This is a genomic window from Streptomyces sp. NPDC048696 (genome assembly GCF_043198895.1).
GTDB lineage: Bacteria > Actinomycetota > Actinomycetes > Streptomycetales > Streptomycetaceae > Streptomyces.
The window spans coordinates 134,891-161,136 of the sequence record NZ_JBICVJ010000002.1; the positions used below are offsets into that span (position 1 = coordinate 134,891).

At 72.7% G+C, this 26,246-nt stretch carries 22 protein-coding genes; 12 read left to right on the forward strand and 10 right to left on the reverse strand.

Annotation, left to right across the window (positions count from 1 at the left end; genetic code table 11):
• The first annotated feature begins 50 nt into the window (after positions 1 to 50).
• Positions 51 to 878, forward strand: a complete 828-nt coding sequence (locus ACGFRG_RS03730; protein ID WP_393261024.1) for a hypothetical protein — start codon at positions 51 to 53, stop codon at positions 876 to 878.
• Here the strand turns inward: ACGFRG_RS03730 and ACGFRG_RS03735 are convergent.
• Complete coding sequence (locus ACGFRG_RS03735; RefSeq protein WP_393261027.1) at positions 854 to 2,956, reverse strand: BTAD domain-containing putative transcriptional regulator; 2,103 nt, start codon at positions 2,954 to 2,956, stop codon at positions 854 to 856. The two genes, ACGFRG_RS03730 and ACGFRG_RS03735, sit on opposite strands and share 25 nt — an antisense overlap.
• 255 nt (positions 2,957 to 3,211) lie before the next feature.
• On the opposite strand from ACGFRG_RS03735, the gene ACGFRG_RS03740 reads away from it, so the two are divergent.
• Together ACGFRG_RS03740 and ACGFRG_RS03745 are read left to right on the forward strand one after the other, a co-directional pair.
• Positions 3,212 to 5,260, forward strand: coding sequence for a histidine kinase (locus tag ACGFRG_RS03740; protein WP_393261030.1), 2,049 nt, complete (start codon positions 3,212 to 3,214; stop codon positions 5,258 to 5,260).
• Positions 5,253 to 5,945 (forward strand): response regulator transcription factor, encoded by a 693-nt coding sequence (locus ACGFRG_RS03745; RefSeq protein WP_361418102.1) that lies wholly within the window; start codon positions 5,253 to 5,255, stop codon positions 5,943 to 5,945. Before ACGFRG_RS03740 ends, ACGFRG_RS03745 begins: the two co-directional genes overlap by 8 nt.
• Before the next feature lie 74 nt (positions 5,946 to 6,019).
• Here the strand turns inward: ACGFRG_RS03745 and ACGFRG_RS03750 are convergent, their stop codons facing one another.
• Both ACGFRG_RS03750 and lanL read right to left on the reverse strand, forming a co-directional pair.
• Positions 6,020 to 6,127, reverse strand: a complete 108-nt coding sequence (locus ACGFRG_RS03750; RefSeq protein WP_361418105.1) for an ALQxL family class IV lanthipeptide — start codon at positions 6,125 to 6,127, stop codon at positions 6,020 to 6,022.
• 5 nt (positions 6,128 to 6,132) lie between these two features.
• On the reverse strand, positions 6,133 to 8,919 hold the full coding sequence (gene lanL, locus ACGFRG_RS03755; RefSeq protein WP_393261034.1) for a class IV lanthionine synthetase LanL: 2,787 nt from the start codon (positions 8,917 to 8,919) through the stop codon (positions 6,133 to 6,135).
• A 164-nt stretch (positions 8,920 to 9,083) separates the two neighbouring features.
• On the opposite strand from lanL, the gene ACGFRG_RS03760 reads away from it, so the two are divergent.
• Positions 9,084 to 9,917, forward strand: a complete 834-nt coding sequence (locus ACGFRG_RS03760; RefSeq protein ID WP_361418111.1) for a helix-turn-helix transcriptional regulator — start codon at positions 9,084 to 9,086, stop codon at positions 9,915 to 9,917.
• 51 nt (positions 9,918 to 9,968) lie between these two features.
• Here ACGFRG_RS03760 and ACGFRG_RS03765 read toward each other — a convergent pair whose 3' ends face one another.
• The 4 genes from ACGFRG_RS03765 to ACGFRG_RS03780 all read right to left on the reverse strand — a co-directional run bounded on the left by ACGFRG_RS03765 (position 9,969) and on the right by ACGFRG_RS03780 (position 12,276).
• Complete coding sequence (locus tag ACGFRG_RS03765; RefSeq protein ID WP_361418114.1) at positions 9,969 to 10,436, reverse strand: SsgA family sporulation/cell division regulator; 468 nt, start codon at positions 10,434 to 10,436, stop codon at positions 9,969 to 9,971.
• Between the two features lie 416 nt (positions 10,437 to 10,852).
• A complete protein-coding gene (locus ACGFRG_RS03770; RefSeq protein ID WP_188277714.1) occupies positions 10,853 to 11,101 on the reverse strand; it encodes a DUF397 domain-containing protein in 249 nt (82 codons plus the stop codon).
• 114 nt (positions 11,102 to 11,215) lie between these two features.
• The gene (locus tag ACGFRG_RS03775) at positions 11,216 to 11,719 is read right to left on the reverse strand and encodes a hypothetical protein (RefSeq protein ID WP_393261038.1); all 504 of its coding nucleotides are present in this window, start codon (positions 11,717 to 11,719) and stop codon (positions 11,216 to 11,218) included.
• Positions 11,720 to 11,817: 98 nt separating this feature from the next.
• A complete protein-coding gene (locus ACGFRG_RS03780; protein WP_361418120.1) occupies positions 11,818 to 12,276 on the reverse strand; it encodes a nuclear transport factor 2 family protein in 459 nt (152 codons plus the stop codon).
• A gap of 106 nt (positions 12,277 to 12,382) precedes the next feature.
• On the opposite strand from ACGFRG_RS03780, the gene ACGFRG_RS03785 reads away from it, so the two are divergent.
• The 3 genes from ACGFRG_RS03785 (at position 12,383) to ACGFRG_RS03795 (ending at position 17,703) form a co-directional block, all read left to right on the forward strand.
• Positions 12,383 to 12,940, forward strand: a complete 558-nt coding sequence (locus ACGFRG_RS03785; protein ID WP_361418123.1) for a TetR/AcrR family transcriptional regulator — start codon at positions 12,383 to 12,385, stop codon at positions 12,938 to 12,940.
• 199 nt (positions 12,941 to 13,139) lie between these two features.
• Complete coding sequence (locus ACGFRG_RS03790; RefSeq protein ID WP_393261040.1) at positions 13,140 to 16,490, forward strand: LamG-like jellyroll fold domain-containing protein; 3,351 nt, start codon at positions 13,140 to 13,142, stop codon at positions 16,488 to 16,490.
• Positions 16,491 to 16,569: 79 nt separating this feature from the next.
• Positions 16,570 to 17,703 (forward strand): serine hydrolase domain-containing protein, encoded by a 1,134-nt coding sequence (locus ACGFRG_RS03795; RefSeq protein ID WP_361418129.1) that lies wholly within the window; start codon positions 16,570 to 16,572, stop codon positions 17,701 to 17,703.
• Positions 17,704 to 17,716: 13 nt separating this feature from the next.
• Here the strand turns inward: ACGFRG_RS03795 and ACGFRG_RS03800 are convergent, their stop codons facing one another.
• Positions 17,717 to 18,556, reverse strand: a complete 840-nt coding sequence (locus ACGFRG_RS03800) for an alpha/beta fold hydrolase (protein WP_393261042.1) — start codon at positions 18,554 to 18,556, stop codon at positions 17,717 to 17,719.
• Positions 18,557 to 18,673: 117 nt separating this feature from the next.
• On the reverse strand, positions 18,674 to 19,423 hold the full coding sequence (locus tag ACGFRG_RS03805) for a TNT domain-containing protein (RefSeq protein ID WP_393261044.1): 750 nt from the start codon (positions 19,421 to 19,423) through the stop codon (positions 18,674 to 18,676).
• 369 nt (positions 19,424 to 19,792) lie between these two features.
• On the opposite strand from ACGFRG_RS03805, the gene ACGFRG_RS03810 reads away from it, so the two are divergent.
• From ACGFRG_RS03810 to ACGFRG_RS03830, 5 genes are all read left to right on the forward strand, one after another.
• Positions 19,793 to 21,148 (forward strand): ABC transporter substrate-binding protein, encoded by a 1,356-nt coding sequence (locus tag ACGFRG_RS03810; RefSeq protein ID WP_393261046.1) that lies wholly within the window; start codon positions 19,793 to 19,795, stop codon positions 21,146 to 21,148.
• Entirely contained in the window at positions 21,145 to 22,170 is a 1,026-nt protein-coding gene (locus tag ACGFRG_RS03815) for a carbohydrate ABC transporter permease (protein ID WP_393261049.1), read from the forward strand. The genes ACGFRG_RS03810 and ACGFRG_RS03815 overlap by 4 nt, the downstream gene beginning before the upstream one ends.
• Entirely contained in the window at positions 22,167 to 23,054 is an 888-nt protein-coding gene (locus ACGFRG_RS03820; protein WP_393261052.1) for a carbohydrate ABC transporter permease, read from the forward strand. The genes ACGFRG_RS03815 and ACGFRG_RS03820 overlap by 4 nt, the downstream gene beginning before the upstream one ends.
• An 86-nt stretch (positions 23,055 to 23,140) precedes the next feature.
• Positions 23,141 to 24,130, forward strand: coding sequence for a carbohydrate kinase family protein (locus ACGFRG_RS03825; RefSeq protein ID WP_393261055.1), 990 nt, complete (start codon positions 23,141 to 23,143; stop codon positions 24,128 to 24,130).
• A 59-nt stretch (positions 24,131 to 24,189) separates the two neighbouring features.
• Entirely contained in the window at positions 24,190 to 25,509 is a 1,320-nt protein-coding gene (locus tag ACGFRG_RS03830; protein WP_393261814.1) for an alpha-glucosidase/alpha-galactosidase, read from the forward strand.
• Positions 25,510 to 25,530: 21 nt separating this feature from the next.
• On the opposite strand, the gene ACGFRG_RS03835 is transcribed toward ACGFRG_RS03830, so the two are convergent.
• The gene (locus tag ACGFRG_RS03835) at positions 25,531 to 26,169 is read right to left on the reverse strand and encodes an NAD(P)H-binding protein (RefSeq protein ID WP_361418148.1); all 639 of its coding nucleotides are present in this window, start codon (positions 26,167 to 26,169) and stop codon (positions 25,531 to 25,533) included.
• Between the last annotated feature and the right edge of the window lie 77 nt (positions 26,170 to 26,246).

Consider the following 26,246-nt stretch of genomic DNA (forward strand, 5'->3'; position numbering starts at 1 on the left):
TAGAGGTTCGGGCGCGGAACATCTGCTGCCCAGCCTGCAAAGGTGCGCCCATGAGCCGAGGAACGAGCCACGTGTCAGCGGGCAAGACCCGTTTCGACGAGATCTACGACGAGCCCGACCCACGCGCCTACTTCCGTCGGCTCGCCCCGCTGGAGTACGAGATTCCGCATCATGCGCAGGCGGTCTTCCGCCGCGATCTGGCCCATCGGGCGGCGGCGCACGGCTCCGGCGAACCGGTCACGGTGCTCGACCTGTGCTGCTCGTACGGGATCAACGCGGCTCTCCTCAACCACCACCTCACGCTCGCCGATCTCTACGCGCACTACACCGCCCCGCGGGCGCAGGAGCTGTCGGTCGCCGAACTCATCGTGCGCGACCGGCGGTTCTACGCCGCCCGGCGCCGGGCGGACGCCACCCCCGTCATCGGTCTCGACGCCGCCCGGCACGCCGTCGGCTACGCGCTCGCGGTCGGGCTGCTCGACGAGGCGTACGCCGAGAACCTGGAGGCCGGGCCGCCCAGCGAGCAGCTGCGCGCGGCCGTCGCGCGCACCGGTCTGATCACCGTCACCGGAGGCGTCGGCTATGTCACGAGCCGCACCTTCGACGCCCTGCTCGGCTGCGCGGCCCGGCCGGTGTGGGTGAGCGCGTTCGCCCTGCGGACCTTCTCGTACGAGCCGGTGCGCGCCGCGCTGGCCGCCCACGGTCTGGTCACCGAGTCGGATCCCTCGCGGGCCTACCCGCAGCGGCTGTTCACCGGGCCGGTGGAGCGGGACCACGCCATCGCGCAGACCGTGCTCGCCGGGCACGATCCGATCGGCCTCGAGAGCGCGGGCCGCTATCACGCCCGGCTGTATCAGTCGCGGCCCGCGCCGCGCTGACCCGGGCGCGGGAAGGCGGCCGGAGCCACCTCGATCTCCCGCATCCGGTCCGCGTACAGCCCGTAGCGGCGCCGGGCCTCGCCGTGCCGGCCCGCCTCCGCGAGCAGGGCCACCAGGCCCAGGTGGGTCTCCTCGTCGTAGGGGTCGCGTTCCAGGAGCCGCAGCCGGAAGTGGACCTCGGCGTGGTGGTCCTCGCGCTCGGCGGCGGCCGTCGCGAGGCGGACGAGCAGTTCGGTGTGGACGGCCTGGGCCTCCTCGCGCAGGGCGACCGCCCACTCCATGTACGGCTCGTCCTCCAGCACGTCGCCCCGGTAGAGGCGTTCGGCGTCGGCGAGCGCGGCGAAGGCGTGGCCGCCGGAGCGCTCGGCGACCGCCAGGGCGTGCCGGGCCGCCGCCAGGAAGTCCTGGACGTCGACGCGGAGCCGGGCGATGCCGATGACGTGCTTGTCGGCGGCGATGAAGTGGTCCTGCGCGAGGCGGCGTTCCGGGTCGAGCACGAGGCGGACGATCGACAGGGCGACCGAGAGGCGGTTAGCGCACCGGGACGGCTCCTCGCCGGGCCACAGCGCCTCCACGACGACCTCGCGGGGGGTGGGCAACCCGCGCCGCGCCACCAGGAGTTTGAGCAGGTCGCGGGCCTTCTTGGACTGCCACTCCTCGGGGCCGACCGGGCTGCCGTCGCGCAGCACCTGGAAGCCGCCGAGCACCCTGACGGCGGCCGAGGGGCGGCGGGTGGCGGTCGCGCGGTTGAGCAGTCCCGCCGCGTCGGCGGCGGCCTCCGGGATGCCCAGCCGGCGCAGCCGGGCGGTCGTCCGGCGCACCCGCGCGGCGTCGCCTGACCCGGTCAGCCGGGCCCGGGCGAAGGCCGTCCTGGCCGCGGCGACGGGTCGGCGCGCGGCGGTCCACATGGCCTCGGCGTCCTCCAGGAGCCGTGCGCGGGCGCAGGGTTCGCGGGTGCACATCGCCTCCAGCTCCAGGAGCTCGGCGAAGACCGTGCGACAGCCCTGGGCGCCGGGCTCGCCCGCCGCCTGCCGTACCGAATCGGCCGCGAGTTCCGGCCGTTCGTCGGCGAGCGCGACCCAGCCGGCCGCGACCAGTGCCCTGATCCGGGTGCGGCCCTCGCACTGGGCGACCGCGCGCCGGGCCAGCAGGGCGGCGGCGCGCGGTTCCTCGGCGCCGCGCGCCAGCGCGAGTCCGGTGAGCGCGGCCGCGAGCACCTGGCGGTCGCCGCACTGCTCGGCCCGTACCACCGCCTCCTGATAGGCGGCCCGGGCCGGGCCGAGGGCGCCGCGCTCGCGGTGCACATCGCCGAGCCCGAGCAGCGCCTGGGCACCGAGCGCCGCATGTCCCAGCGCCTCGCCGAGCCGCTGGTATCCAGCCAGCGAGCGGCCGAACTCGGCGGCCGCGTAGTCGAGTTCACCGAGCGCCAGATGGGCCGTGCCGCGCAGGCACCCGGCGGCGAGCCGCAGCTGCGGCAGCTCGGTGCGCTCCGGTCCGGCGGCGGCCGCGGTGAGCGCGGTGTCGAGCGAGGCGAGCACATCGCGGGCGGCGCCCTGCTCGATCCGCTCCTGCGCGGCGCCGGTCCTGACCAGCAGGACGAGCGCGGGGTCCCCCGACGCGCACGCCGCCTGCTCGGCCAGTTCCCGGTGGTGCTCGGCGACGGCCCCCCGACCGTCGCACGCCGCGACGACGGCGGCCGCCGCGTGCCCGACCGCCTGCGCGCCCGCCTCCGCGCAGTGCCCGAGCGCCCCCACCACGAGCCGGGCCAGTACCCGCGCCCGGCCGGGCTCGCCATGGGCGCAGAACGCGACGGCCGCCCACGACAGGGCCGTGATCTCGTCCGGCGTCGCGGCCCCCGTGAGGTGTGTGCGCCGGTGGATCTCCAGCACCCGGGCGGGCTCGCCGAGCAGTTGGTGCGTCATGGCCAGCCGTCCCCCCTCGGCCGCGTCCAGCAGGCCGCCGCCCGGCGGCGCAACCGTCGGGCGGGGCGGCACCCCCGACTGCCGGGGCGGCCCGGCATGTTCCCCCTCCGCTGCGGCGAACTCCTGGCCGGGCGCTGCCATCTGAGCCGTACTCATCTGTCCCCCTTGCCCCGCCCCGTCGGACGGTGCTCCTTCGCCGTGTACTCACGGGTGGGGTCCGCCGGCGCGCTGGTCGGGCGCGTGAACCGGAGGTCCGGCTCCCCGTCCGCCGGACTCCACCGCTTCAGTGTGGGCGGCGGGGCGGGTCCGGGGAATGCGGGCCGCCTCGCTCCCGTATGGAGGCTGTCCGCCATACGGGCGGTGAGGCGGGCTTTCTGTACAGCGGGCCCGGCACGCCGCGAAAATGGCACCATGCAAGAGCCTGGTGAGGGACGGCCGATGCGTGTGCTCGCGATCTGCGGCGGGCTGGGGCTGGTGTACGGGATACCGCTGGGCGTGTGGATCTCCGCCGCGCAGACGCTGCCGTGGAGTCTGGCGTGCATCCTCACCACCTATGTGGCAGGACTCTCGCTGTCATGGCACAGCCCGCTGCATCCCGTCGCCCGACGGCTGCTCGCGGCCGGGTCGTTCGCGGCGATCGGCATGGCCGTGCGGTTCACGCTGACGTCTCCCCCGGCGACCGGCTGGCACTCGAACACGGCGCGCGAGTGGGCCGTCCTCGCCGTCGCCCGGACCTTCGACGTGCTCGCCGCGGTGATGCTCTGCCGGCTGCTCGCCCTGCTGCCCGACGGCCGTATCCGCTACCGCTACGAGCGGGTGGTCCTGCGCGCGCTCTGGCTGCTCGTGCCCTATCCCGTGACGCTGATGGCGTCGGTGTCGGACCGGGTGCTGCCCTGGCTGCTGGTCCAGCCGGAGGCCTGGATGCCGGGTCTGGGTGCCGGGTTGCTGCTTGTACGGTCCCTGCTCGACGCACGCGAGCAGCGGGCCGGGCGGGCGGAGCAAACGGACCGGGTGTGGGTGATCGCGCTGATCGCCTTCGTGGTGTTCGCCGCGCGCGGCTCGGCGCGGCTGTTCCGGCTGTGGCTGGAAGACAAGGGGATGGCCTATTTCGTCGGTTCGACGGTCGGAGCCCTCCCGTACGTCGTGATCTCGGCGGGCCTGGTCTTCGCGGCGTTCCGGCACCGGCTGCCGGGCATGGACTTCGCGATCCGGCGCTCGATGGTCTACGGGCTGCTGTGGACGATCATCGGCGCCTGGTATCTGGGGCTGACCACGGCGCTCGGGCTGACCGCGGGCCAGTATCTGCCGATCGGCCTCGCGGTCCTGGTGGCGGTGGGAGCGACCATGCTGTTCCAGCCCGTGCACCGCCAGCTCAACCGCCTTGCCGCGCGCCGGGTGTTCGGGGCCCGGCCCTCCAGCTTCGAACTGCTCGTCCAGTGCGGCACGACCCTGGAGCACGCCTACGACCTCACCCGGCTGGGCCCGCAGCTGGCGCTCACCCTGCGGGACGGGCTCGATCTGCGCTGGGTGTGCGTACGCCTGGGGGCGGACGGGCACCCGCCGTTCGGAGCCGGGTTCGCGGGCGTGCGGGCGGCGGACGGGGAGCTGCCGTGGGGCGAGGTCCGGCTGCGGTACGGGGACGACGAGCTCGGTGCCATCGAGTACGGATCGAAGGAGGAGGGCCGGTTCACCCCCGAGGACCAGGACCTCATCGAGACGCTGGCCCGGCAGGCCGCGCTCGCGGTCCACAACGCGCTGCTCACCGCGGAGCTGTCGCGGCGGGTCGACGAGGTGCAGCGCCAGGCGTGCGAGCTCGACGCGTCGCGGACCCGGATCGTCCAGGCGCAGGACATCGAACGACGGCGCATCGAACGGCAGTTGCACGACGGCATCCAGCAGGAACTGGTCGCCCTGGTGGCCAAATTGGCACTCGCCCGCAACCAGCTCTGCCGCAATGGTGACACCGTGCACACCACCCTCACCGAGCTCCAGGACGACGCCTGCCGGGTCATCGACGATCTGCGCGAGTTCGCGCACGGCATCCACCCGCCCGTACTGACCGACCAGGGGCTGGCCGCCGCCGTGCTGTCCAAGGCCCGCCGGCTGCCCATTCCGGTCACCGTCGAGATCGACCCCTCGGTCTCCTCGGCGCGGTTCGCGCCGGAGATCGAGGAAGCCGCGTTCTTCCTGGTCTCCGAGGCGCTGACCAATGTCCTCAAACACGCCCGGGCCGACGGGGTGACCATCAGGATCGACCGCGTCGACGGCTCGCTCCGCCTCGACGTCAGCGACGACGGCGTGGGCCTGCCCGCAGCGTCCCGCCTCGGCTCGGGGCTCACCGGGCTGCGCGACCGGATCGAGGCGGTCGGCGGCAGGCTGTCCATCACCGGCCGCCCGGGCGGCGGCACCACCCTGTGCGCCCAGCTCACCGAACGCTCACGAGAGACGGCCCATGCCTGACGCCCCCGCGCGCATGCGCATCGTGATCGCGGAGGACCACTACCTCGTACGGGAGGGCACCCGGCGGCTGTTGGAGGACACCGGGGAGGTCGACGTCATAGCGGCGGTGGGCACCGCCGAGGAGCTGCTGGACGCGGTGGACCGGTTTAGGCCGGACGCGGTGATCGCCGACATCCGGATGCCGCCCGAGCACCACACGGAGGGCATCACCGCCGCGCACACCATCCGGGCCGCCCACCCGGGCATCGGTGTGGTGGTGCTGTCCCAGCACGCCAACGAGAGTTACGCGTTCGCCCTGTTCCAGCAGGGAACCGACGGTCTCGCGTATCTGCTCAAGGAGCGGATCGGGGAGCTGGAAGAGCTGTTGCGCGCGCTGCGCGAGGTCGCGGCCGGGCGCTCGGTGATCGACCCGCGCATCGTGGAGGTGCTGGTCGGCAGCCATATCCGCACGGTCGACGCACCGCTCGCGCAGCTGACGCGCCGGGAGCTCGATGTGCTGCGGCAGATGGCGCAGGGCAAGAACAACCGGAACATCGCCGAGTCGCTGTCGCTCTCCGAGTCGACCATCGAGAAGCATGTCAACTCGACGTTCGCCAAACTCGGCCTGGTCGAGGAGTCCCAGCTGCACCGCCGGGTCACTGCGGTGCTCACCTATCTGCGATACGGGCCGAACAGGGCGCCCTGACCACAAAATTGATGGACCGTCACCGTTGCCGCTCCCGCTCGGCAACGGTGACCGGTGTCCGTCGACAAGCCCGTTCAGAACGTGCTGCAACACGAGCCGGCGGTGGGCGGCGGCCAGGACTCGGAGCCGGGTGCCTCCTCTTCCTCCAGCATCTGCAGAGCGGTCACATCGGATTCCGTCACGGTGTTCACCCCCTCTCGGCGTGCTCTCGGGCCGACATCGTGACGATGCCGGAGTGCTGGGCCCAGCCGGCCGTGAGCGCGCGCGGCAGCCACAGCCGCGGCCCGCCGTGGACGTACCGCAGCAGGAAGGCCAGCGCCCCCGACAGGCCGGTGCCGTAGTCGGCCCACACCTGGGTGCCGCTGTCGTCCGGCACCAGGGTGCGCCCGCCGCGCCGGACGTTGCGTACATGGAGCGCCGAGGCGAGCTCCCCCGCCCAGTCGCGGTAGACGGGGTCGGCGCAGGCGTCCGCCAGGTCGAGCAGGAACTCGCCGTCCCCGGCCAGACCGTGGCACTGCGACGTGCCGATCTGCCGGCGCGAGCGGCGCACGGCCACCGCCGCCTGCCGCGCGCACTGAAGGAACTCGTTCTCGCCGGTCTCCTGCCAGACCCGCACCAGGAACGTCCCCACCCCCGAGGAGCCGCTGCACCAGTGCGTCTTGCGCGGGCCGCCCCGCTCGCCGGAGCGCCAGTACGCGGCCCCGTCCGCCACCTCGGCGGCGCCCAGCAGCGTCTGCGCCGCCTCCACGGCGAGTTCGGCGTACGCCGAGGTGCCGGTCGCCCGGGCCAGGGCGAGCAGGAACGCGCCGATGCCCGCGACCCCGTGGGCGAATCCGTAGTGGACGACGTCGTCCGGGGTGCCCAGGATCTCGCGCGGCACCGGCCACACCAGTTGGCCCTCGCGCCGGTGCGCCAGGGCGGCGAGTTCGGCGCCCGCCTCCTGGGCCCGGTCCAGATAGCGCCGCTCCCAGGTGGCCTCCCAGAACCTCAGCTGCGTGAGCCCCGCCCCGGCCACCCCGTGGCAGATGTCGGGGCTCGGCCAACGGACCGGGACCCGGGCCGCCAGCTCCATGGCGTGCCCCAACAGCGTGTCGTCGCCCAGGAGTTGGGCCGCTTCGAGCAGCGCCCAGGCGGTGCCCGAGCGGCCGTATTGCAGTCCCGGCAGGGTGCGCGGCTCGCGGCCGACCCGGTGGCTGATCCACTCGGCCGCGCCCCGGACCGCGTCGAGCACCGCCGGATCCTCGCCGGTCTCGTACGCGCGCACCAGCACCCCGAGCACGCCCGCCGCACCGTGCTGGACGGCGAACGCGTCCGTCGCCGCGCCGACCGGTCCCGAGGGCCACAGCCGGTCCCGGCCGCCGGTCTCCATGGTGGCGAGCAGATGGGCGACGCCGTGCGCGATCAGCTCCGCCGACTCGGCCTCGGTGCCGCCTTCGGGCTCGTACACCAGGTCGGCGTGTTCGTCGGCGGCGCGGGCCGTCTCGGCCAGCCGGTCCAGGACCTCGTCGAGGCCGGGGCGCCGGGCCGGGTCCTCGGCGAGCAGGGCGACGACGAGCGGGGCGAGCAGCCGGGCCGCCGTGTTGCCCTGAGCGAGCCGGGCCAGCCAGGCCGCCAGCCGCTCCGCTTGGGTGCGTTCGCCCGGGTCGTCGGCGGCGAGCAGCGGATCGACCCCGGTGAGGAGGTGGAAGAGGGTCGCGCCGAAGCCGAAGAGATCGGACGCGATGCCGGGGGCGGGGCCGTACCCGGGCGCGGTCAGCTGTTCCGGCGCCGCGTATCCGGGGGTGTGGATCCGACGGGCGGGCTCGCCGGGCCGGGCGAGCATCTCCAGGTCGATCAGATGCACCTCGCCGCTGTCGGCGACCATCACGTTGTTCGGGTTGAAGTCCCGCAGCACCCAGCCCTCGGCGTGCACGAGCCGCATCAGACAGGCGAGGGCCCGGGCCCGCCGCAGGGCGTCGGCGAGCGGTATGCCCCACCCCTTGTCGTCGTCGAACTCCAGCCTGTCCAGCACCCATTGACGCAAGGTCACCCCGTCCAGGGCCTCCTGGACCAGGAACAGATCGCCCTGCTGCTCGAAGAGCGCCACCAGGCCCGGTGTGAAGCCGCTGCCGGCGAACGCCTCCAGCATCGCCGCCTCATGGCGCCGCAGGTCCCGTACGTCCTCACCGGTCAGGGCGGCGGTCGTGTGCGGGCGCGCCTGTTTGATGATGACGGGCGCACCGGTGTTCTCGTCGACGCCCCGGAACACCCCGCCCCCGAACGCGTGCCGTATCGCCCCCTGCACCAGATAGCGGCCGTCCAGGAGCACCGCCGCCGGGGCGGGCCGCCGGGGCGGCACCCCGGTGGACTCGCCGTGCGCGAACGGGTCGCGCGGCGCCCACGGGGGCGGCGCGAACCAGGCCCGGCGCCGGTCGGGCACGAGCCGTCCGTCGGGCGCGACCAGCATCGCGCCGAGGACGCCGTCGTCGCCGAGCGCGCGCACCCCGGTGAACACCCCGTACCGGTAGTGCACCAGGCTGTGCGGGAAGCACGGCCGGTCGGAGAGGATCGCGGGCCCGGGCAGCCCCAGCGTCGCCTCGTGCAGCTCCTTCGCAAGGCCGCGCAACCAGGCGTCGTCGCCCTCGGGGTAGACGGTGAGGAACTTCCCGCCACCGCCCCGGTCGTAGCGGTGGGCGACCAGCTCACCGGCGCGCAGGACGGTCCCGGCGAACTTGAACCGGCACCCGTGGCGGACGAGCACGGCGGCCGCCCGCGCCAGGACCAGCGGCGCCGACAGCGGTGTCGCCGCGATGTGCAGCTTCCAGCCCTGGACCCGCACCGGCTCGTCCGGCGGTGCGACGTGACACCAGAACTCCCCCTCCCTCACCCGCCATCGACCGGTGCCCGGCCCGACCCCCGTACGGGCCAGAACCGCTTCCACGATGTCGACGAGCAGCCGGTCGGCCGCCTCGTTGCGCTGTGTCGTGGGTTCCATGAACCCCATCGTGGCCACGGCTCTGTCGGTTGCCTTGCACCAGCCTTACGGAATGCGAACCGGTCCGACCAGTGGGAGGAGACCGGGGGTTGAGCCGGAGTCCAGCGGACCCTGGTACCGACGGTCCCTGGTTTCCACGTCCGTGTTCCGCCATTATGTGGATCATGACGACTGACCGCGGCCAGCTCGCTGATTTTCTGCGCCGCTGCCGTGACCGGGTCACCCCGCACGACGCCGGACTGCCCGCCGGGCCGCGCCGCCGCACGCCCGGACTGCGGCGCGAAGAGGTCGCCCAGCTCGCCGGGATGTCGGCCGACTACTACATCCGCCTTGAGCAGGCCCGCGGCCCGCAGCCCTCGCCGCAGATGCTCGGCGCGCTGGCCCGCGCGCTGCGGCTGAGCGCCGACGAGCGCGACCATCTGTATTTTCTCGCCGGTCACCGCCCACCCGCCGCGCACTCCTCGGACGGCGAGGTCAGCCCCGGGCTGCTGCATCTGCTCGACCAACTGCCCACCACCCCGGCCGTGGTGCTGAGCGACCTCGGCGACATCCTCGTCCAGAACCGGATGGCCCGGGCGCTGCTCGGCGAGGTCTGCGCGGAGACCGAGCACGGCCGCAACGTGGTGTGGCGCTGGTTCACCGTGCCCCAGGCCCGCGCCCCGTATCCGGAGGAGGAGCACAGCTACTACAGCCATCTGCACGTGGCCGATCTGCGCGCGGCAGCGGCCCGCCGCTTCGGTGACGCGGAGTCGGCCCGGCTGATCTCACGGCTGCACGGCGCGAGCGCGGAGTTCACCGAGTTGTGGGAGCTGCACGAGGTCGCCGTGCGGCGGCGCGACCGTGTCCGCGTCCTGCACCCGGAGCTCGGCCCGTTCGACCTGTTCTGCCAGGTGCTGCTCGCCCCCGAGGGCGATCACCGCCTGGTCCTGTTCACCCCGCCGCCGAACAGCACGACGGCGGACCGCCTGGCCATGTTCGGGGCCTCCCCCATGCACTGAGACGCCCGCACTGAGACGCATGCACCGGGACCCATGTTCCGAGAGGCGACGTCACCCGGTGCCGTGGTCGTGGCACGGGCACTCCCGGCCGCACCAGCAGCTCCCCTGCACGGGCGTCGCCGCGAGCAGCATCCGTATCACCTCGTCCACGTCGATGTCGTCCAACTCGCTTCCCTCCGGGACGAGTTGGTACGTACGGGACAGGAAGTCGGAGACGTCCTCCAGCTCGGCGAGAAGGTCGGCGCTGCCCTCGTCCGAGTGGAGCCGGATCCGCAGCCCGCTCTCGCCGTACTGCCAGACGCGCACATCGCCCAGGCCCACCGGGCAGCGGGAGGCAAGGCCCTCGGCCACGAGGTCACGGCCCATGGTCCATGTCGTATGCATGCCATTGCCGCAGACGAATTCCACGGATACCGCGAGCGGGTCCGCGGGGTCGTAAGCCATCAGGGCTTCCACGGGGGTCATCGCATCACCCTCGTGCAGCAGTTCGACATACAGTGGAACGCAGATCTCTTCCATGTCGCCCCCCTTGTCGGGACAGTCACCGGCGGCCGCTCGCCGGGCGTTGTTCGGTATCCGCTTCTATGACGTACTCAACGGCCGTGATAGTGACCGACTTCGCGAACAAATTCGCCCACGGATGTGGAAACTGTGCGGACGGTGACGCAAATTGGTATGCCCTCGGGGATCCCGTACCCCGTACGGGGACGGCCGACCCCGGTGCCGCCGGGCGGTGCAAACGGCCTGTGACCGCGCCGTCACCGGCCGACGGGGCGCCGGGGAGGGCGCCGGGGGGTTGTGAGGACGGCTTCACAAGTGCGTGTCCGAGGCCACCGATTCGGCCGGAACATTGCGTCCACCAGCACAAGATCAGAACAGCGCATCGCCCGCGGCCGTGTCTCGGGGGCGGCCGCGGGCGATGCGAGGGGCCCGGCTCAGCAGAACTTGTCCAGCTGTCCCGCTTTCGCCGCGCGGACCATGGCGGCGATCTCGGAGCGGCTGTAGCGGAGCACGGGCGCGTCGGCGTGCTTGGTATGGGTCACCGCGACGCTGTCACCGTCGACGGCGAATCCGACGCAATCCTTGGAGTAGTCGAGGTCGCTGAATGACGACTTCTCGAATGCGAGGTGAGGGGCATTCCGGTTGACGTATTCGGTGACCGCGACAAGACGTGAGTGGTCCATGGAAGAGCTCCTTCGTCCAACAGTGGGGGCTGCTGCGACGCTACGAGCCCAAGTCCGCGCATTTCTAGTGCCCTTGACAGGGATACGCGTGATGCGCTATGTGCCCTGCGGGGTCTACAGCAGGCCGAGGTTGGCGGCCGGTGAGCCGTGCAGGGTCGGGGCGAGCAGACCGGCGTGCGGCTCGTCCAGCGCGGGCAGCCCGAACAGCTCGGCCTTCGGCGGCGTGAGGGGCGCGCCGAGGACCGCCCCGGGGCTCTCGGCGCGTACCGGCGACTCCGGCGTGGCGAGGGCGGCCGAACCGAGGTGGTCGTCGGTGAGCGGGTCCTTCAGAGGCGCCTTGAGCAGGGTCGACGGCAGCTCGGTGGTGACCGGGAGCGAGGGCAGCAGCGGGGCCGGCATCAGCGAGCCGACGACATGCCGGGGGCCGCCCGGCGAGCCGGGCATCGGGATCGGAACGCCGGTGCTCACCGTGGGCGCGTCGAGCGGCAGGGCCGTCTCCAGACCTTCCAGCGGCACCACGACGGGTACCGACTGTCCGGCGGCGGCGGGCGCGACCGCCGCCGCCGTGGCCATGCACGTCATCATGGCCGCGAGGCCGGCCCGCTTGGTGAGCTTCATGTGTACTTCCATCCCTCTGGGTCTGATGGACTTCTGACGGACACCTACCGCCCTGGAAGAACGACCCGGCTCACCCAACCACTCCAAAATTCCCCTGTTCAGCGGAGCGGAAAGGGAACACCTCGCTCGGATTCGGGGCGCGTTCCGAAGATCCTCCGATCCGACTGTGCGATGGCCACGTCATTGATGCTCGCCTCGCGGCGCGCCATCAGACCGCGCTCGTCGAACTCCCAGAGCTCGTTTCCGTAACTGCGCCACCACTGCCCCGAGGCGTCGCGGCACTCGTACTGGAAGCGCACCGCGATGCGGTCGTCCCCGAATGCCCACAGCTCCTTGCGCAGGGCGTAGTCGAGCTCGCGCGCCCACTTCGCGGTGAGCAGTTCGACGATCTCGGCGCGGCCGGTGACGAAGGTGTCGCGGTTGCGCCAGCGGGAGTCCTCCGTGTACGCGAGCGAGACCTTGTGCGGGTCGCGGGTGTTCCAGGCGTCCTCGGCGGCCTGGACCTTCTGCCGGGCGGTGTGCAGGTCGAACGGGGGCAGGGGCGGGCGGGCGTCCATCACGGTCTCCTTCGGTCGGCTGGGCCAGGGTCGGGAGAACGATCGTTCTCCCGGCTTGCCGCTACCCTAGAGAACGTTCGTTCTCATTTCAAGGAGTGGTGGAACCATGGACAGCGCGGTCGCACGGGAGCGGGCACTGGACGCCGCCGAGGCGCTGTTCTACGCCCGAGGCGTCCAGAGCGTCGGCATGGACGAGATCCGGGCCGCCTCCGGGCTCTCCCTCAAGCGGCTCTACGCGCTCTTCCCCGCCAAGGACCAGCTCGTCGAGGCGTATCTGGAGCGCCGGGACACCGACTGGCGCGGCCGCCTCGCCGACCATGTCGAGCGTCACGGGACGCCCGAGGAGCGGATCCTGGCCGTCTACGACCATCTGCACCGCTGGTTCGGCGAGCCCGGGTTCCGCGGTTGCGCCTGGATCAACGCGTACGGCGAGCTCGGCGCCACTTCACCGCGCGTCGCCGCCCAGGCGCGCGCCCACAAGCGCGCCTTCCGCGCGTACGTCGGCGACCTGGTCGCGGACGCCGGACTGCCCGCGAGCCTGGCCGACCAACTGACCCTGCTCGCCGAGGGCGCGATGGTCACCGCCGGGATCTTCGAGGACCGCGAGCCCGCGCTCCAGGCGCGCGAGGCGGCCGCCGTACTGCTCCGGGCGGCGCGCGCCTGACGCCGCCCCGCGCACGTAAGGCCCCACCGCGGGCACATTTCATCCGGTGTTCAGCGACCCGCCATGTGATGGTGGCCGGTTCCCGTACCCGTCGTTCATCACCATGATCTGTATGCCGTTCCCCCCAGACAACCCACCGGCCCCAGGCGGCCCTTCGGTCACCCGCCGGAGACGGGCGCCGGTCCGCTCCCCCGCCGTTGTGCTCGCACTCGCCGTCGCGGCCGTCGCCGTGCTGTTCGCCGGGCCCGTCGCGTCCGCGAGCGGTCCGCTGGTGTCCTCGCGCGCTCTCGTCGGCGCCGAGCAGGTGCTGTTCCGCTCCGGGGTCGGGGGTTACGGCTGCTACCGGATTCCGGCTCTGGTCAAGACCAGGGCCGGGAGCCTGCTCGCGTTCGCCGAAGGGCGCAAGTCGCCCACCTGCGCCGACCGTGGCGACATCGATCTCGTGATGCGGCGCTCCACCGACGACGGCCGCACCTGGGGACCGGCCCATGTCGTCCTCGAAGGCAGCCCGGACGATCCCACCGCGCCCTACACCCGCGGCAACCCGGCACCCGTGGTGGACCGCGCGAGCGGCAACGTGTTCCTGCTGTCCACCTCCAACGAGGCCACCCCCACCGGGCCTCGGCTGCCGTGGGTGCAGCGCAGCGACGACGACGGGGTCAGCTGGAGCAGGCCCAGGGCCCTGCCGACGTTCAGCGGGGCCCACACCGGCTGGTTCGCCACCGGACCCTCGCACGGCGTCCAGCTCACCGAGGGCCCGCACACCGGCCGGCTCGTCGTCGGCGCGCACCAGAACCCCCGATCGGGGACGCGGTACGCGGGCGTCCTGTACTCCGACGACCACGGCGCCACCTGGCGGGCGAGCTCCACGGCCAACTCGTATGTCGCCGGGTCCGTCAACCCCGGCGAGGTGTCGGTGGCCGAACTGCCGGGCGGCAGCGTCTACTTGGCCTCCCGCAACGAGATCGGCGGCAGCGCCGACCACCGTACGCGCGCGGTGAGCGCCGACGGCGGCACCACCGTGCCCGCCTCCACGGTCGTGTCCGGTCTGATCACCCCGGAGGTCCAGGGATCGGCACTGACACTTCGTCAGACCTATCAGCGCACCCCGGGCGACACCATGATCTTCTCGGCGCCGTCGGACCCCTCCGACCGCAAGCTGATGCGGATCCGCTACTCCACCGACCGGGGCACCACCTGGACGGCCGCCCCGAACGGGCTCATCAGCAACGACCGCGCCTCCTACTCCGACCTCGCCGAACTCGACACCGGCGAGATCGCACTGCTCTACGAGGGCGGCCCGACCAACTCCGCCGACGAGATCCGCTTCGACGTGACCACACCCGGCGCGCTCGGCGTGCCGGGCACCTTCACCGGCAAGGGCTTCCCGCGTCCGGGCCCGACGGCCGGGCGCACCAGCCCCGACTCGGGCCCGGACGCCAACGACGCCTACGTGCAAGGCGACGCGACCCTCGCCGGCGGCCGCTTCGGGCAGGGGCTCGCCCTCGACGGCACGGGTGGCTTCGCCGATGTGCCGTACGCGAGGACGCTGGACCCGGGCGCGGGGGACTTCACGTACACGATGTGGTTCAAGTACGCGGCCACGACGGCGTCCAGGCAGCAGGTGCTGTTCTGGGCGTACGGGCGGGGAGCGGGCGAGCCGCAGGTGTGGCTGCGCGCCCGGCCCGCCGACGACCGGCTGTACGCCTGGGTGCAGGGCGCGGAAGGCGGGGCCCGGCTCGCCCTGACCGACCCGTCGGCCGCCGTCGCGTTCGGCGACGACCGGTGGCACCACGTGGCGCTGATCCGGTCGGGCGCGCGGATCCGGCTGACCGTGGACGGCACGGTCAGCGGGGCGGCGACCGGCGTCGCGGGACCGGTCACCGACGCACCGGGCGACGGCGTCGACGGAATCCGCATCGGCGCCAAGTCCGGCAGTGCGGCCGGTGACACGTTCGGCGGCTCCGTCGATGAATTCCGCTTCTATCGAACGGCTTTGACAGATAGTCAGCTCGACCAGGTGCGCGCCAACGCGGCCACCCTGGACAGCGACTCGGCCACCCGCTCGATGGGGGCACGCCTGGCGTTCCAGGTACTCGACACGGCGGTCGTCCCGAACCGCAGGCGGATCACCATCGAGGACGACGTATCCGGCCACTGCGCCAGCGGCACCCTGCTCGGCGGCGCCCCTGCCCTCGTGAAGGGCCGGATCGGATCGGGCGCGGCGCGCGTCGACCGTACCCGTCCGGGGGCCGAGACCGGCTTCTCGCCGACGCTCGACGTCGGCTCGGGCGACTTCACGTACACCCTGTGGTTCCGGTACGCGGCGAGCCCCGCCACCGCCGACCGGGCGCTGGTGTGGGCCTACGGCTCGGGCCGCGGCAGCCCTCAGCTGTGGGTGCGCGCGCAGCCCGGGCAGGACCGGCTCTACGCCCGGGTCCGGACGGATACGGGCAGCGCGGCCGTCGCCGTGGCGGACACCACCTCGGCGACCGCGTACGGGGACGGCGCCTGGCATCTGATGACCCTGACCCGGTCCGGCGACAGGGTCACGCTCGGGGTCGACGCCCGTACGCCGGTCACTGTCGGCGGCCTCACCGGGTCACTGACGCCCGCCCGGGGAAGCGGGCAGCAGGGCGTGCGGGTCGGGTCGAAGCTCGACGGCGCCGATGTCCTCACCGGCGACGTCGACGAGTTCCGGGTCTACCACCGGGCGCTGACGACGGCCGAGATCGCCTCGGTCGCGGAGTCGGCGGCCGGGTCGTCCGGCGCGTACCCGGCCGATCCGCCCGCGCTGTGGTGGTCGTTCGAGAATCAGAACACCGGGGCCAGGGACGTCGTCAGGCCCGCGGCGGGTCCGGCGACGCCGGACTCCACGGTCCACTGCGGGCACGGCTTCGTCCGGGGCGGCGCGGCCACCGTCCCCGGGAGGTTCGGCAACGCGCTCGCCTTCGACGGGGTGGACGACGCGGTCGACCTCCCGTACGGCGCGGCCACCGCCCTGGGCTCGGCCGACTTCACCATCAGCACCTGGCTCAAGTACTCGGCGACCAGCGGCAGTCCGGACCAGGTGCTGTTCCGGGGGTACGGCACGGGGAACTCGGAGCGGCAGATCCGGCTGCTGGCCCAGCCCTCGCGGGACCGGCTGTACGCGGCCGTCGAGACGGACACCGCGACCACCGTCGTGGCCGCCGTGGACGGCTCGGCGGCGGCGGGCTTCGGCGACGGCTCCTGGCATCAGGTCGCCCTGGAGCGCTCCGGCGGACGGCTGTTGCTGATCGTCGACGGCGTGACGCTCGGCGGCTCGGCGATCCCGGCGGGCGCGGTGACCGTGGGCGGCACCTATGCCGTGGACGGCTTCCGCCTCGGCGCCGCGTTCGACGGGAGCGACCCGCTGACGGGGGCGCTCGACGAGTTCCGGATCACCCGCAAGGCACTGTCGGCCGACGAGCTGACCGCGCTGCGCACCCGAAACAGCCTGCCCGGGACGGCCACTTCGACGTGGCTGCCCTTTCAGGTGATCACCCGTACGGAGTTCGGACGTATGTAGCCTTGGAGGTACGAAGACGGTGGCCGTCCGTCGCGCGGTGCGCGGGGCGGCCACCGGCACGAACACGGGGAGACACGACATGACCGAGACACCTCCGTCGAACGCGGCGCAGACGAGGGTCCAGGAGATCCTCGACGAGGTCACCGGCTCCGGTGCGGAGACCGGCGTCCAGGTGGCCGTCCATCTCGACGGTGAACTCGTCGTCGACGCCTGGTCGGGCCTGGCCGACATCGAGTCCGGGCGGCCGATGGACGGCGAGACGCTGGTGCCGTCCTGGTCGACCGGGAAGGGCGTCGCCGCCACCCTCGTCGCACTCCTCGTCGACCGGGGCGTGCTCGACTACGACGCCCCGATCGCCGCGCACTGGCCGGAGTTCGCGGCCCACGGCAAGGACCGGATCACGCTCGGGCAGCTGCTCTCCCACTCGGCCGGTCTGCCGCAGCTGCCCCCGGATCTGACCCCCGAGGAGCTGTTCGACATCCCGGCGGTCGGGGACTGGCTCGCCGGGCAGGCGCCGCTGTGGGAGCCGGGCACGGCGACCGGCTACCACGCCTGGACGTACGGCATCCTGCTCGCCGAGATCCTGCGCCGGGCCACCGGCCGCACCTGCGACGAGTTGCTGCGCGAGGAGATCGCGGCGCCGCTCGGGGTCGCCGACTCGCTGCTCTTCGCCGTCCCCGACCGGCTCGTGGACCGGCTCGCCACCTGCTACGAAGGCGGCTGGGCGGCGCTCTTGGACACCATCCCCGAGGACGCCGCCTTCTTCGTCTGCGCACCCCGGAACGTGCTCCCGGTGGCCTCGCTCGCGAACCGCCCCGACTACCGCCGCGCCGCGCTCCCGGCCAACGGGACGATGACCGCCCGCGCCGTCTCGCGGATGTACGCGTCGCTGGCCTGCGGCGGGATCGACGGCGTGCGCCTGGTCTGCGATGCCACCCTCAAGGCGGCCACGGCGCCCAGGGCTTCGGGCGTGGACCGCTGCCTCGGCCGCGACATCCTCAAGGGCCACGGCTTCATGCTCGGCGGCGCGGGTTCCGTGATGCGCTTCCCGGACGGCGCCTTCGGCACCAACGGCTCGGGCGGCAGCACGGCCTGCGCCGATCCCGCGCACCGCTTCTCGTTCGCCCTGACCAAGAATCGGATGACCGTACCCGGCCTCGACGGGCGCCTGCTCGACGAGGCCAGGACCGCGCTGGGCCTGCCCGCGATCTGAGGGGAGGACGCCACTACCGGTTCATGAACTCCCGCAGATCGGCGGTGAGTTGATCGGCGTGGGTGACGAACAGGCCGTGGCCCGCGTTCTCGTACACGCGCAGCGTGCTGCCCGGGATCAGCCGGGCGGCGCGCTCGCCGGTGAGGGCGATCGGCGCCGAGGCGTCGTGGGTGCCGTGGACGACCAGCACCGGAACGTCGATCTTGGCCAGTTCGGGGGCGACGTTCAGGGTGACGACGAGCTCCCCGAGCGCGTTGCCGGCCCGGGCGGTGGCGCCGGCACAGCGCTCGACCCAGTACTGGACGGCCGCGGGCGAGACCTCGTTGCCGGGCCGGTGCAGGGCGAAGAAGTCGTCCGCACCGGCGGCGAAGAACCCGGGCCGGTCCTTGCGGAAGGCCTCGTTCCCGGCCTCGATGAGGGCCGGGTCGACGCCTTCGGGGTGATCGGCCGAGCGCGCGGGCCCCGGTGCCATTCCGGCCACCAGGGCCACCAGGGCCACCCGCGCCACCCGCCCGCTGCCGTGGAGCGTGAGGTAGCGGACGGCCTCGGCGGTGCCGATCGAGTGCCCGACCAGGGTGATGTCGTTCAGGTCCAGGTGGTCGACGAGCGCGGCCACGTCCCCGGCCAGGGTGTCCAGGTCGAACCCGCCCCACACGTCGTCGGACCGGCCGTGCCCGCGCCGGTCGAACCCGACGCACCGGTAGCCCTCCCCGGCGAGCGCAAGCATCTGGAACTCCCACATCTCCGTACCGAAGTAGGAGCTGTTGACGAAGACGACGGTCCGTCCGTCACGCGGCCCGTAGTCGACGTAGTGGAGGCGGGTGCCATCGGTGCTGGTCTCGAAGTACGGCATGGTTCTGGGTCCTTCCCCGTGGATGTCGCTCACTGCGGTGCTTACGTGATCGATTCTGCGCCGGGGCCGGGGAGCTGGTCGATTACCTCGGGGGTCATGACGGACGGGACCGAGCCGTCAGCTGGTGCCCGCCACCCCCGCGAGCGCGCTCCTGGCCGCCGCCGGATTGTTCTCGGCCTTCAGGTATCCGTGGTCCAGGAGCCACTTCACATTGAGCTTCTGACCCGCGCCCGGGTCGACGAACGCCGGGTCGAGCTTGACCTGCTGACCGCCGCCGCGCTGCTCGAACCAGGGGGCGATCCGGCCCTGCCAGACGGTGAAGCTCTTGGTGACCTCGTACGCGTGGTACGCGCACGGGTAGGCGGCCTCGCGCGTGATCAGGCTCTGCGGGGGCAGCGCCCGGCGGGCGTAGCCCGCTCCGGCCGGGGCGAGGAAGGCGCCGTACTCGGAGCCGAAGCGGTCCAGGTCCTCGCCCACGTCGAGCCTGACGGCCCGCTTGTCCAAGCTGCCGTCCGCACGGTTGGCGAAGCCGTCGTTGGGCGGGTACTTCCAGCCGCCCGCCGTGGGGTCCCAGTAGGTGGCGAGGAAGGCGGTCGGGGTGAGGTGGCCGGTGCGGTGGTAGCCGAGGACCAGCGGGCCGACCGGGTCGTCCCAGGGCCTGGGAAGGTTCTGCGGGCCCAGCCGCTCGTCGCCCTTGTACGTGCCCGAGCACGCGGCCGGTACCGACGGCGTCTCGGCCGCCTTCTGCGTGCTCTTCGTGAGCGGTGCGGCCTGGGCGGGGGCGGCGCCGAGCAGGGCCGTCGTGGCGAGCGCGACGGCCGAGGTGCCCATGGCCACGAGGACGCGCAGCCTCGGGAAACGTATCATCGGTGATCTCCGGATGGTCATTCGAACAGTGACGAGCCCTCACATCTTGTGCAGGCGAGATCACTTCGGGCCCCGCCGGGGGCAACTAGGCCGAAAGATCGCCCCGCCTCGGCCGGAAGCGCACTGTTGTGCCCCCGACGTGGTGTGTGGTGCCCGGCGGCACGTTCGACGGCGCTCGCCCGGGGTACTTGACGCGTGTGCGCCGAGGCGCTTTCATCCAGCCAGTGCGGGGCCCGCGAACGGCCCGGCGCTTCGAGTGGTGCGCCCAGCCGGTAGCGGATCCCGACCAGGTCCGAAGTCCGGCCCGAGTCGCCAGGACGTGTGTCCCGCGTCCGAGGCGGGGCGTACCCGCTAAGGGATGGAACGACCATGCCCGCCGCTCTGGACCGCACCAGTGAGCCCCAGGACTCCCCGGGCCGCCCGCCGCGCCGCCGGGTGCTGCGCGCCGGGGCGGCGCTCGCCGCCGGAGCCGGGGCCCTGCCGCTGCTCGACGCCTGCGCGGCCACCACCTCCGACGGCATCGGCGCGGACGGCCGCGTCACCATCGAGATGTGGCACGGCCAGAACGAGACCGGCGGCAAGGCGATCGAGGCGCTGGCCGCCGACTTCAACCGGTCGCAGTCCCGCGTCCGGGTGAACGCGAACAGCGGCGGTGTGGTGGCCGACGCCATGCTGCAGAAGGTGACGGCGGCGCTCGCGGCGGGGGCCTACCCCGACATCGCGTACATCTTCGGCTCCGACCTCGCGAGCATCGCGCGCAGCCCCAAGGTCGTCGATCTCACCAGCGCGCTGCGCGGCGGCTCGCCGCCGTGGAACGACTTCTGGCCCTCCGTCAGGGAGGCCGTCACGCTGCACGGCAAGGTGCGGGCCGCGCCCTCGCTGCTCGACTCGCTCGCGGTCGCCTGCAACACCACGCTCTTCAGACGCGCCGGGATCCCGCTCCCCCGCGCCGGCTGGACCTGGGCGGAGTTCGTGGCGACGGCCAAGAAGCTGACCGACTCCGGGCACGGGGTGTTCGGCACCGGCTGGCCGGGTGCCGGGGACGAGGACACCGTGTGGCGGCTGTGGCCGATGGTGTGGGACCTCGGCGGGGACGTGATCGCCCCCGACGGCAAGAACATCGGCTTCGTGGACTCGGGCAAACGGGCCCTGGAGACGGTGGCCCAGCTGGTCGCCGACAAGAGCGTCTACATCGACCCCAAGCCCGGCAGCGAGCAGATGTACCAGGTGTTCGTCTCCGGCCGGATGGCGATGGTGATCACCGGACCGTGGCAGCTGCCCAACATCCTGGAGTCGAAGCTGCCGTACGACGTGGTCCCCATGCCGACGTACAGCGGCAAGCCGCTGACCATCTCGGGCCCCGACACCTGGACCGTCTTCGACAACGGCAAGGCGCGCGCGAAGGCGGCCGTGGAGTTCGTCCAGTGGCTCATCAGCCCCGCGCAGGACGTGCGGTGGGACATAGGGGGCGGCAGTCTGCCGCTGAGCAAGGAGAGCGAGCGCGAGAGCGGCTGGCAGCGGCACTCGGCGGACACCGTCGGTCTGCCGGTGTTCACCAAGGCCCTGGAGACCGCCCGGGTGCGGCCCATCCACCCCGCCTATCCGCAGATCTCGCAGGCCACCGGCGAGGCCGTGGTGTCCGTGCTGCTCGGCCGCGCCTCCCCCGCCAAGGCGGTGCGCCAGTGCGCCGACAAGGCCAATGCGGCCCTGCTGATTCCCCGATGAGGAGGGCCGACGTGCCCCGAGCATCCCGAACGGGCCTGCCCCGTCCGCTCACGGTGGCCCCGGCCGACCGGGCGGCGATGGAGCGACGGCGCGCCCGGCGCCGGCGGGCACGCGGCGAGACGGCCACCGCCTGGGCGTTCATCACCCCGTCGGTCCTGGTGATCCTGGGGCTGAGCGTGGTCCCGGTGATCTGGTCGCTGCTGCTGTCCTTCCGCGCCGACGACCTGGTCACGCCGGGCCGCTGGGTGGGCCTGGACAACTACCGGGCCCTGTCGAAGGACCCCGGGTTCCGCAAGGCGGTCGAGAACACGCTGACGTACGCGGGGATCTACGTACCGCTGAGCCTGGCCGGTGGCCTGGTGCTCGCGCTGGCCCTGAACCGGCGGATCCGGTTCGTCGGCCTCTACCGGACGCTGGTCTTCATACCGTTCGTGGTCTCGGCGGCGGCCCAGGGCGTGCTGTTCTCGTTCATCTTCGACCCGCAGTTCGGCGCGGCCAACTCCGTGCTGCACAAGCTGGGCATCTCGCCGCAGGGCTTTCTCACCGACCCCGGCCAGTCCCTGTACGTGCTGCTGATGATCTCGCTGTGGAGCGGGGTCGGGTTCTGCGTGGTGGTCTTCCTCGCCGCGCTCCAGGACGTACCGGCCGAACTCGTCGAGTCGGCGCGCCTGGACGGGGCGAACCGATGGCAGGTGCTGCGCTATGTGACGCTGCCGACGCTCGCGCCGGTCACCGCGTTCCTGGTGCTGTGGCAGCTGATCACCGCGTTGCAGGTGTTCGACCTGGTGTACGTGACGACCAAGGGCGGGCCGCTGGGCTCGACCACGGTCATCGTCTACTTCGTCTGGGAGCAGGCCTTCCGTACGTTCACGGCGGGCTACGGCGCGGCCGCCGCCTACGTCCTCGCGGTCGCCCTGCTGCTCGCGGGCACGGCGGTGACGCTGTACCGCCGCCATCGCGAGCGTACGACCGGCGCCGCCGGGACGCCCGGGCTGCGCGGCGCGGAAGGAGTGGCCCGATGACCGCCTCCACCATGGTCGGCGAGGGAGCGGCGCCCACGGCCGCCCCGGCCGCGAGCACCGCCCGGCGGCGCCGACTGCCGTTCAGCGCCTGGCACTTGCTGCTCGCACCGCTGTCGATCGGCTTCGCGCTGCCGCTGGTGTGGCTGGTGCTCAGCTCGGTGATGACCAACGCGGAGATCAACCGCTTCCCGCCCGCGCTGTGGCCCAAGGGGATCGACCTCGGGGGCTACCGCTATGTCCTGGGCAACGCGATGTTCCCGCGCTGGTTCGCCAACTCGTGCATCGTCTCGACCGTCGCCGTCGGCGCGAACCTGGTGCTCGGCTCGCTGGGCGGCTACGCGTTCGCCCGGATGCGCTTTCGGGGTTCGCGGACGCTGCTCGTGCTGATGCTGGCGACGATGGTGGTGCCGTTCCAGCTGACGATGATCCCGACGTTCCTGGTGATGAAGTGGCTGGGTCTTATCGACACGCTGGGCGCGCTGATCGTGCCCTCGCTGGTCACCCCGTTCGCGGTCTTCCTCTTCCGGCAGTTCTTCCTGGGGCTGCCCAGGGAGCTGGAGGAGGCGGCCTGGATCGATGGGTGCTCGCGGCTGCGGGTGCTGTTCTCGATCGTGGCACCGCTGGCCCGCCCGGCGCTCGCGACGGTCGCGGTGCTCACCTTCCTGGCCACCTGGAACGACCTGTCCTGGCCGCTGATCGCCATCAACCACGACACCCAGTACACGCTCCAGCTGGGGCTCACGACCTTCCAGGGGCAGCACCACACCCAGTGGGCGGCGGTGATGGCAGGCAATGTCATCACCGTGCTGCCGGTGCTGCTCGCGTTCCTGTTCGCGCAGAAGACCTTCATCCAGTCGCTGACGTCCAGCGGCCTGAAGGGCTGAGCGCGGCCGAGGGCCGTCGCACGGACCGACCGCACGCGTGTCGCTGACGCGATACGTCGACTCACCGACCCGGAAAGCCATGTGCCATGCCTGAAACCCGATCCCGCCCCTTCGACCTGCTGGTCGTCGGGGACGCCAATCCGGATGTGGTGCTCGGCCCGGTGCCGCGCGACCTCGCCTATGGGCAGCGCGAACAGCTCGTCGAGCGGGCCGATCTCGTCCTCGGCGGATCCGCCGCGATCACGGCGTGCGGGGCGGCCCGGCTCGGGCTGCGCGTCGCGTTCGCGGGCCGCGTCGGCGACGATCCGGCGGGCGCCTTCGTGCGTACGGCCCTGGCCGCGCGCGGCGTCGACACCTCGGCCCTGACGACCGACCCGGAACTCGCCACCCCGCTCACGGCGGTGCTCACCCACGGCGCCGACCGGGCCATCCTGACCGCGCCGGGGTGTCTGGCCGCGACCGGCCCGCAGGACGTCCCCGACGCGCTGCTCGCCGGGGTACGGCATGTTCACGCGGGCTCGTTCTTCCTGATGCCGCGCCTCGCGCGGGCGCTGGCGGCGGTGTTCGCGCGGGCGCGCGAGCTCGGCGCGACCACCTCGCTCGACACCAACGACGACCCGTCCGGGCGCTGGGACCGCGAACTGCTCGACCCGGTCCTGAAGGTGACCGACCAGTTGCTGCCGAACGCCGCCGAGGCGCGTGCCCTGGCGCCGGACGCCGAGGGCGTGGCCGGGGCCGCCGCCGCGCTCGCCCGGCGCGGGCCGGGCCTTGTCGTGGTCAAGAACGGCGCCGAGGGCGCGCTCGCCCACGACGGGTCCCGGCTCTCGACGGCTTCGGCGGTCCCGGTCGAGCCGCTGGACACGGTCGGCGCCGGGGACAGTTTCGACGCCGGGTTCCTCGCCGCCGTGCTGCGCGGCCTCGCGCTGCCGGACGCGCTCGCCGTTGCGTGCGCCTGCGGCTCACTGTCCGCCCGGGGCCGCGGCGGCACTGCGGCCCAGCCCACCTGGGACGAGGCCGTCGGCTGCGCCCCCGTCAACCGCACCACGAACAGCGGGAGTTCCGCATGGCCGACATGAACGACCTGAACCACCCGAACCGCCTGACCGAGACGACCGACACGACTGGAGTCGCCGCGATGACCGAACCGGCCGAAGTGAAGATCGCCTTCATGGGCGCGGGCAGTGTCGTGTTCACCCAGGGGCTGCTGGCCGATCTGTTCGCCTTCCCCGAGTTCGCCCGGGCCCGTATCGCCCTGCACGACATCGACCCCGAGCGGCTCGCCACCAGCGAGGCGGCGGCCCGGCACATCGCCGGGGCGCTCAAGGTCGCCCCGGTCATCACCGCGCACCCGGACCGGCGCGGCGCGCTGGACGGGGCGCACTTCGTCGTCAACACCGTCCAGGTCGGCATGAACGCGGCGACCCGCACCGACTTCGCCGTCCCCGCCCGCTACGGGCTGCGCCAGACCATCGCGGACACGCTGGGCGTCGGCGGCATCTTCCGTGCCCTGCGGACCTTCCCCGTACTGCGCGGCATCGCCGAGGACATGGCCGAACTCTGCCCGGACGCCTGGCTGTTGAACTACACCAACCCGATGTCCATGAACCTCCTGTATCTGCACCGGATCGCGCCCCGGCAGCGGGCGGTGGGGCTGTGCCACTCGGTGTACTGGACGATGCACGACCTCGCCGAGCTGGTCGGCGTGGACTACTCCGAGGTGTCGTACCTGGCCGCCGGAATGAACCACCAGGCGTGGGTGCTGCGCTTCGAGCGCGACGGCCAGGACCTGCATCCGCTGCTCGACGCCGCCATCGAGAAGGACCGCGAACTGCTACGCCGGGTCCGGGTGGACATGTACCGCAGGCTCGGCCACTACCCCACCGAGACCAGCGAGCACTCCTCGGAGTACGTGCCGTGGTACCTGCACCACGACAGCGAGGTGGAGCGGCTGCGGCTGCCGATCGGCGCGTATCTCGACATCATCGAGGACAACACGGTCAGCTACGAGCGGACCCGCGACGCGCTCGCAGCGGGCCGTCCGCTGCCCGTCGAGGGCACCATGGAGTACACCCCGCAGATCATCCACAGCATCGTGACGGGCACGCCCCGGACCATCTACGGCAATGTCCCCAACACCGGCCTCATCACCAACCTGCCGACCGACTCGGTGGTCGAGGTCCCGTGTCTGGTCGACGCGTCGGGCGTGCAGCCCACCCACGTCGGCGCGCTCCCGCCGCAGTGCGCGGCGCTGAACCGTACGTACGCGAGCGTCACCGATCTGGTGGTCAGGGCCGCCACCGAGGGCGAGCCCCGGCATGTGCGGCACGCGGCCATGACCGACCCGGCGACCGCCGCCACCTTGCCGGTGGAGCGGATCTGGGACCTGTGCGACGACCTCGTACAGGCTCACGGGGAGCTGATCCAGCCCGAGTTGAGGACGCTGCTCGGGCACTGAGCGGTACGGGCGGGACGCGGGTCAGTACCCGACGGTGAACCTGGTGCGGTGGTGCCGGGGGCGCTCGGCCTCGTCGAGGAGCGCCACCGCCAGGTCCTCCATCGAGACGGCGGACCGGCCGTCGGCGTCCACGAGGAGTTCGTCGGCGCCGAGGCGGTAGGCCCCGGTCCGCTCACCGGGCTCCAGGAGCGCGGCCGGGCTCAGGTAGGCCCAGTCCACCCCGGTCTCCGCGCGGCAGACGGCCAGCTGCTCGGTGCACGCCTGGGCGATCGGCCGCAGGGCGGCCGGGAATTCCGGGTCGTCGACGACGGTGGCGCCGCCGGTGCCGGGCACGGTGAGCGTCGCCGCGCCGCCGACGAGCAGCACCCGCACACCCGTTCCGGCCAGCCCCGCGAGCAGCGCCTTGGTCGCGATGACGAGCTCGCCCTCACTGCCGGGCGCGGGCCGGGTCGCGGTGATCACCAGGTCCTGCCCGGCGCCGAGTTCGGCCACGTCCTCGACGTTGCGGGCGTCTCCCGTACGGGGCAGGGCGGCCGGGTGGAGTTCGGGGAAGCGGGCCTCGTCGCGGACGACCGCGGTGACCTCGTGCCCCCGGGAGACCGCCTCGGCCACGACACGGCTGCCGACGCTCCCGGCGGCTCCGAAGACGGTGATGCGCATGCTGTCCACTTCCTTCTGGTCGTCGTCCCGCGCGATCTCTTAGCGCTAAGAGAAAGTATCTCACCACTAAGAGATTG

Coding starts and splice junctions, on each gene's coding strand:
- ACGFRG_RS03760 (WP_361418111.1), top strand. CDS start 9,084: ATGACGACTGACCGCGGCCAGCTCGCTGATTTTCTGCGCCGCTGCCGT.
- ACGFRG_RS03810 (WP_393261046.1), top strand. CDS start 19,793: ATGCCCGCCGCTCTGGACCGCACCAGTGAGCCCCAGGACTCCCCGGGC.
- ACGFRG_RS03740 (WP_393261030.1), top strand. CDS start 3,212: ATGCAAGAGCCTGGTGAGGGACGGCCGATGCGTGTGCTCGCGATCTGC.
- ACGFRG_RS03805 (WP_393261044.1), bottom strand. CDS start 19,423: ATGATACGTTTCCCGAGGCTGCGCGTCCTCGTGGCCATGGGCACCTCG.
- ACGFRG_RS03775 (WP_393261038.1), bottom strand. CDS start 11,719: ATGAAGCTCACCAAGCGGGCCGGCCTCGCGGCCATGATGACGTGCATG.
- ACGFRG_RS03800 (WP_393261042.1), bottom strand. CDS start 18,556: ATGCCGTACTTCGAGACCAGCACCGATGGCACCCGCCTCCACTACGTC.
- ACGFRG_RS03835 (WP_361418148.1), bottom strand. CDS start 26,169: ATGCGCATCACCGTCTTCGGAGCCGCCGGGAGCGTCGGCAGCCGTGTC.
- ACGFRG_RS03820 (WP_393261052.1), top strand. CDS start 22,167: ATGACCGCCTCCACCATGGTCGGCGAGGGAGCGGCGCCCACGGCCGCC.
- ACGFRG_RS03770 (WP_188277714.1), bottom strand. CDS start 11,101: ATGGACCACTCACGTCTTGTCGCGGTCACCGAATACGTCAACCGGAAT.
- ACGFRG_RS03825 (WP_393261055.1), top strand. CDS start 23,141: ATGCCTGAAACCCGATCCCGCCCCTTCGACCTGCTGGTCGTCGGGGAC.
- ACGFRG_RS03815 (WP_393261049.1), top strand. CDS start 21,145: ATGAGGAGGGCCGACGTGCCCCGAGCATCCCGAACGGGCCTGCCCCGT.
- ACGFRG_RS03785 (WP_361418123.1), top strand. CDS start 12,383: ATGGACAGCGCGGTCGCACGGGAGCGGGCACTGGACGCCGCCGAGGCG.
- ACGFRG_RS03830 (WP_393261814.1), top strand. CDS start 24,190: ATGACCGAACCGGCCGAAGTGAAGATCGCCTTCATGGGCGCGGGCAGT.
- ACGFRG_RS03780 (WP_361418120.1), bottom strand. CDS start 12,276: ATGGACGCCCGCCCGCCCCTGCCCCCGTTCGACCTGCACACCGCCCGG.
- ACGFRG_RS03730 (WP_393261024.1), top strand. CDS start 51: ATGAGCCGAGGAACGAGCCACGTGTCAGCGGGCAAGACCCGTTTCGAC.
- ACGFRG_RS03735 (WP_393261027.1), bottom strand. CDS start 2,956: ATGAGTACGGCTCAGATGGCAGCGCCCGGCCAGGAGTTCGCCGCAGCG.
- ACGFRG_RS03765 (WP_361418114.1), bottom strand. CDS start 10,436: ATGGAAGAGATCTGCGTTCCACTGTATGTCGAACTGCTGCACGAGGGT.
- ACGFRG_RS03795 (WP_361418129.1), top strand. CDS start 16,570: ATGACCGAGACACCTCCGTCGAACGCGGCGCAGACGAGGGTCCAGGAG.
- ACGFRG_RS03745 (WP_361418102.1), top strand. CDS start 5,253: ATGCCTGACGCCCCCGCGCGCATGCGCATCGTGATCGCGGAGGACCAC.
- lanL (WP_393261034.1), bottom strand. CDS start 8,919: ATGGAACCCACGACACAGCGCAACGAGGCGGCCGACCGGCTGCTCGTC.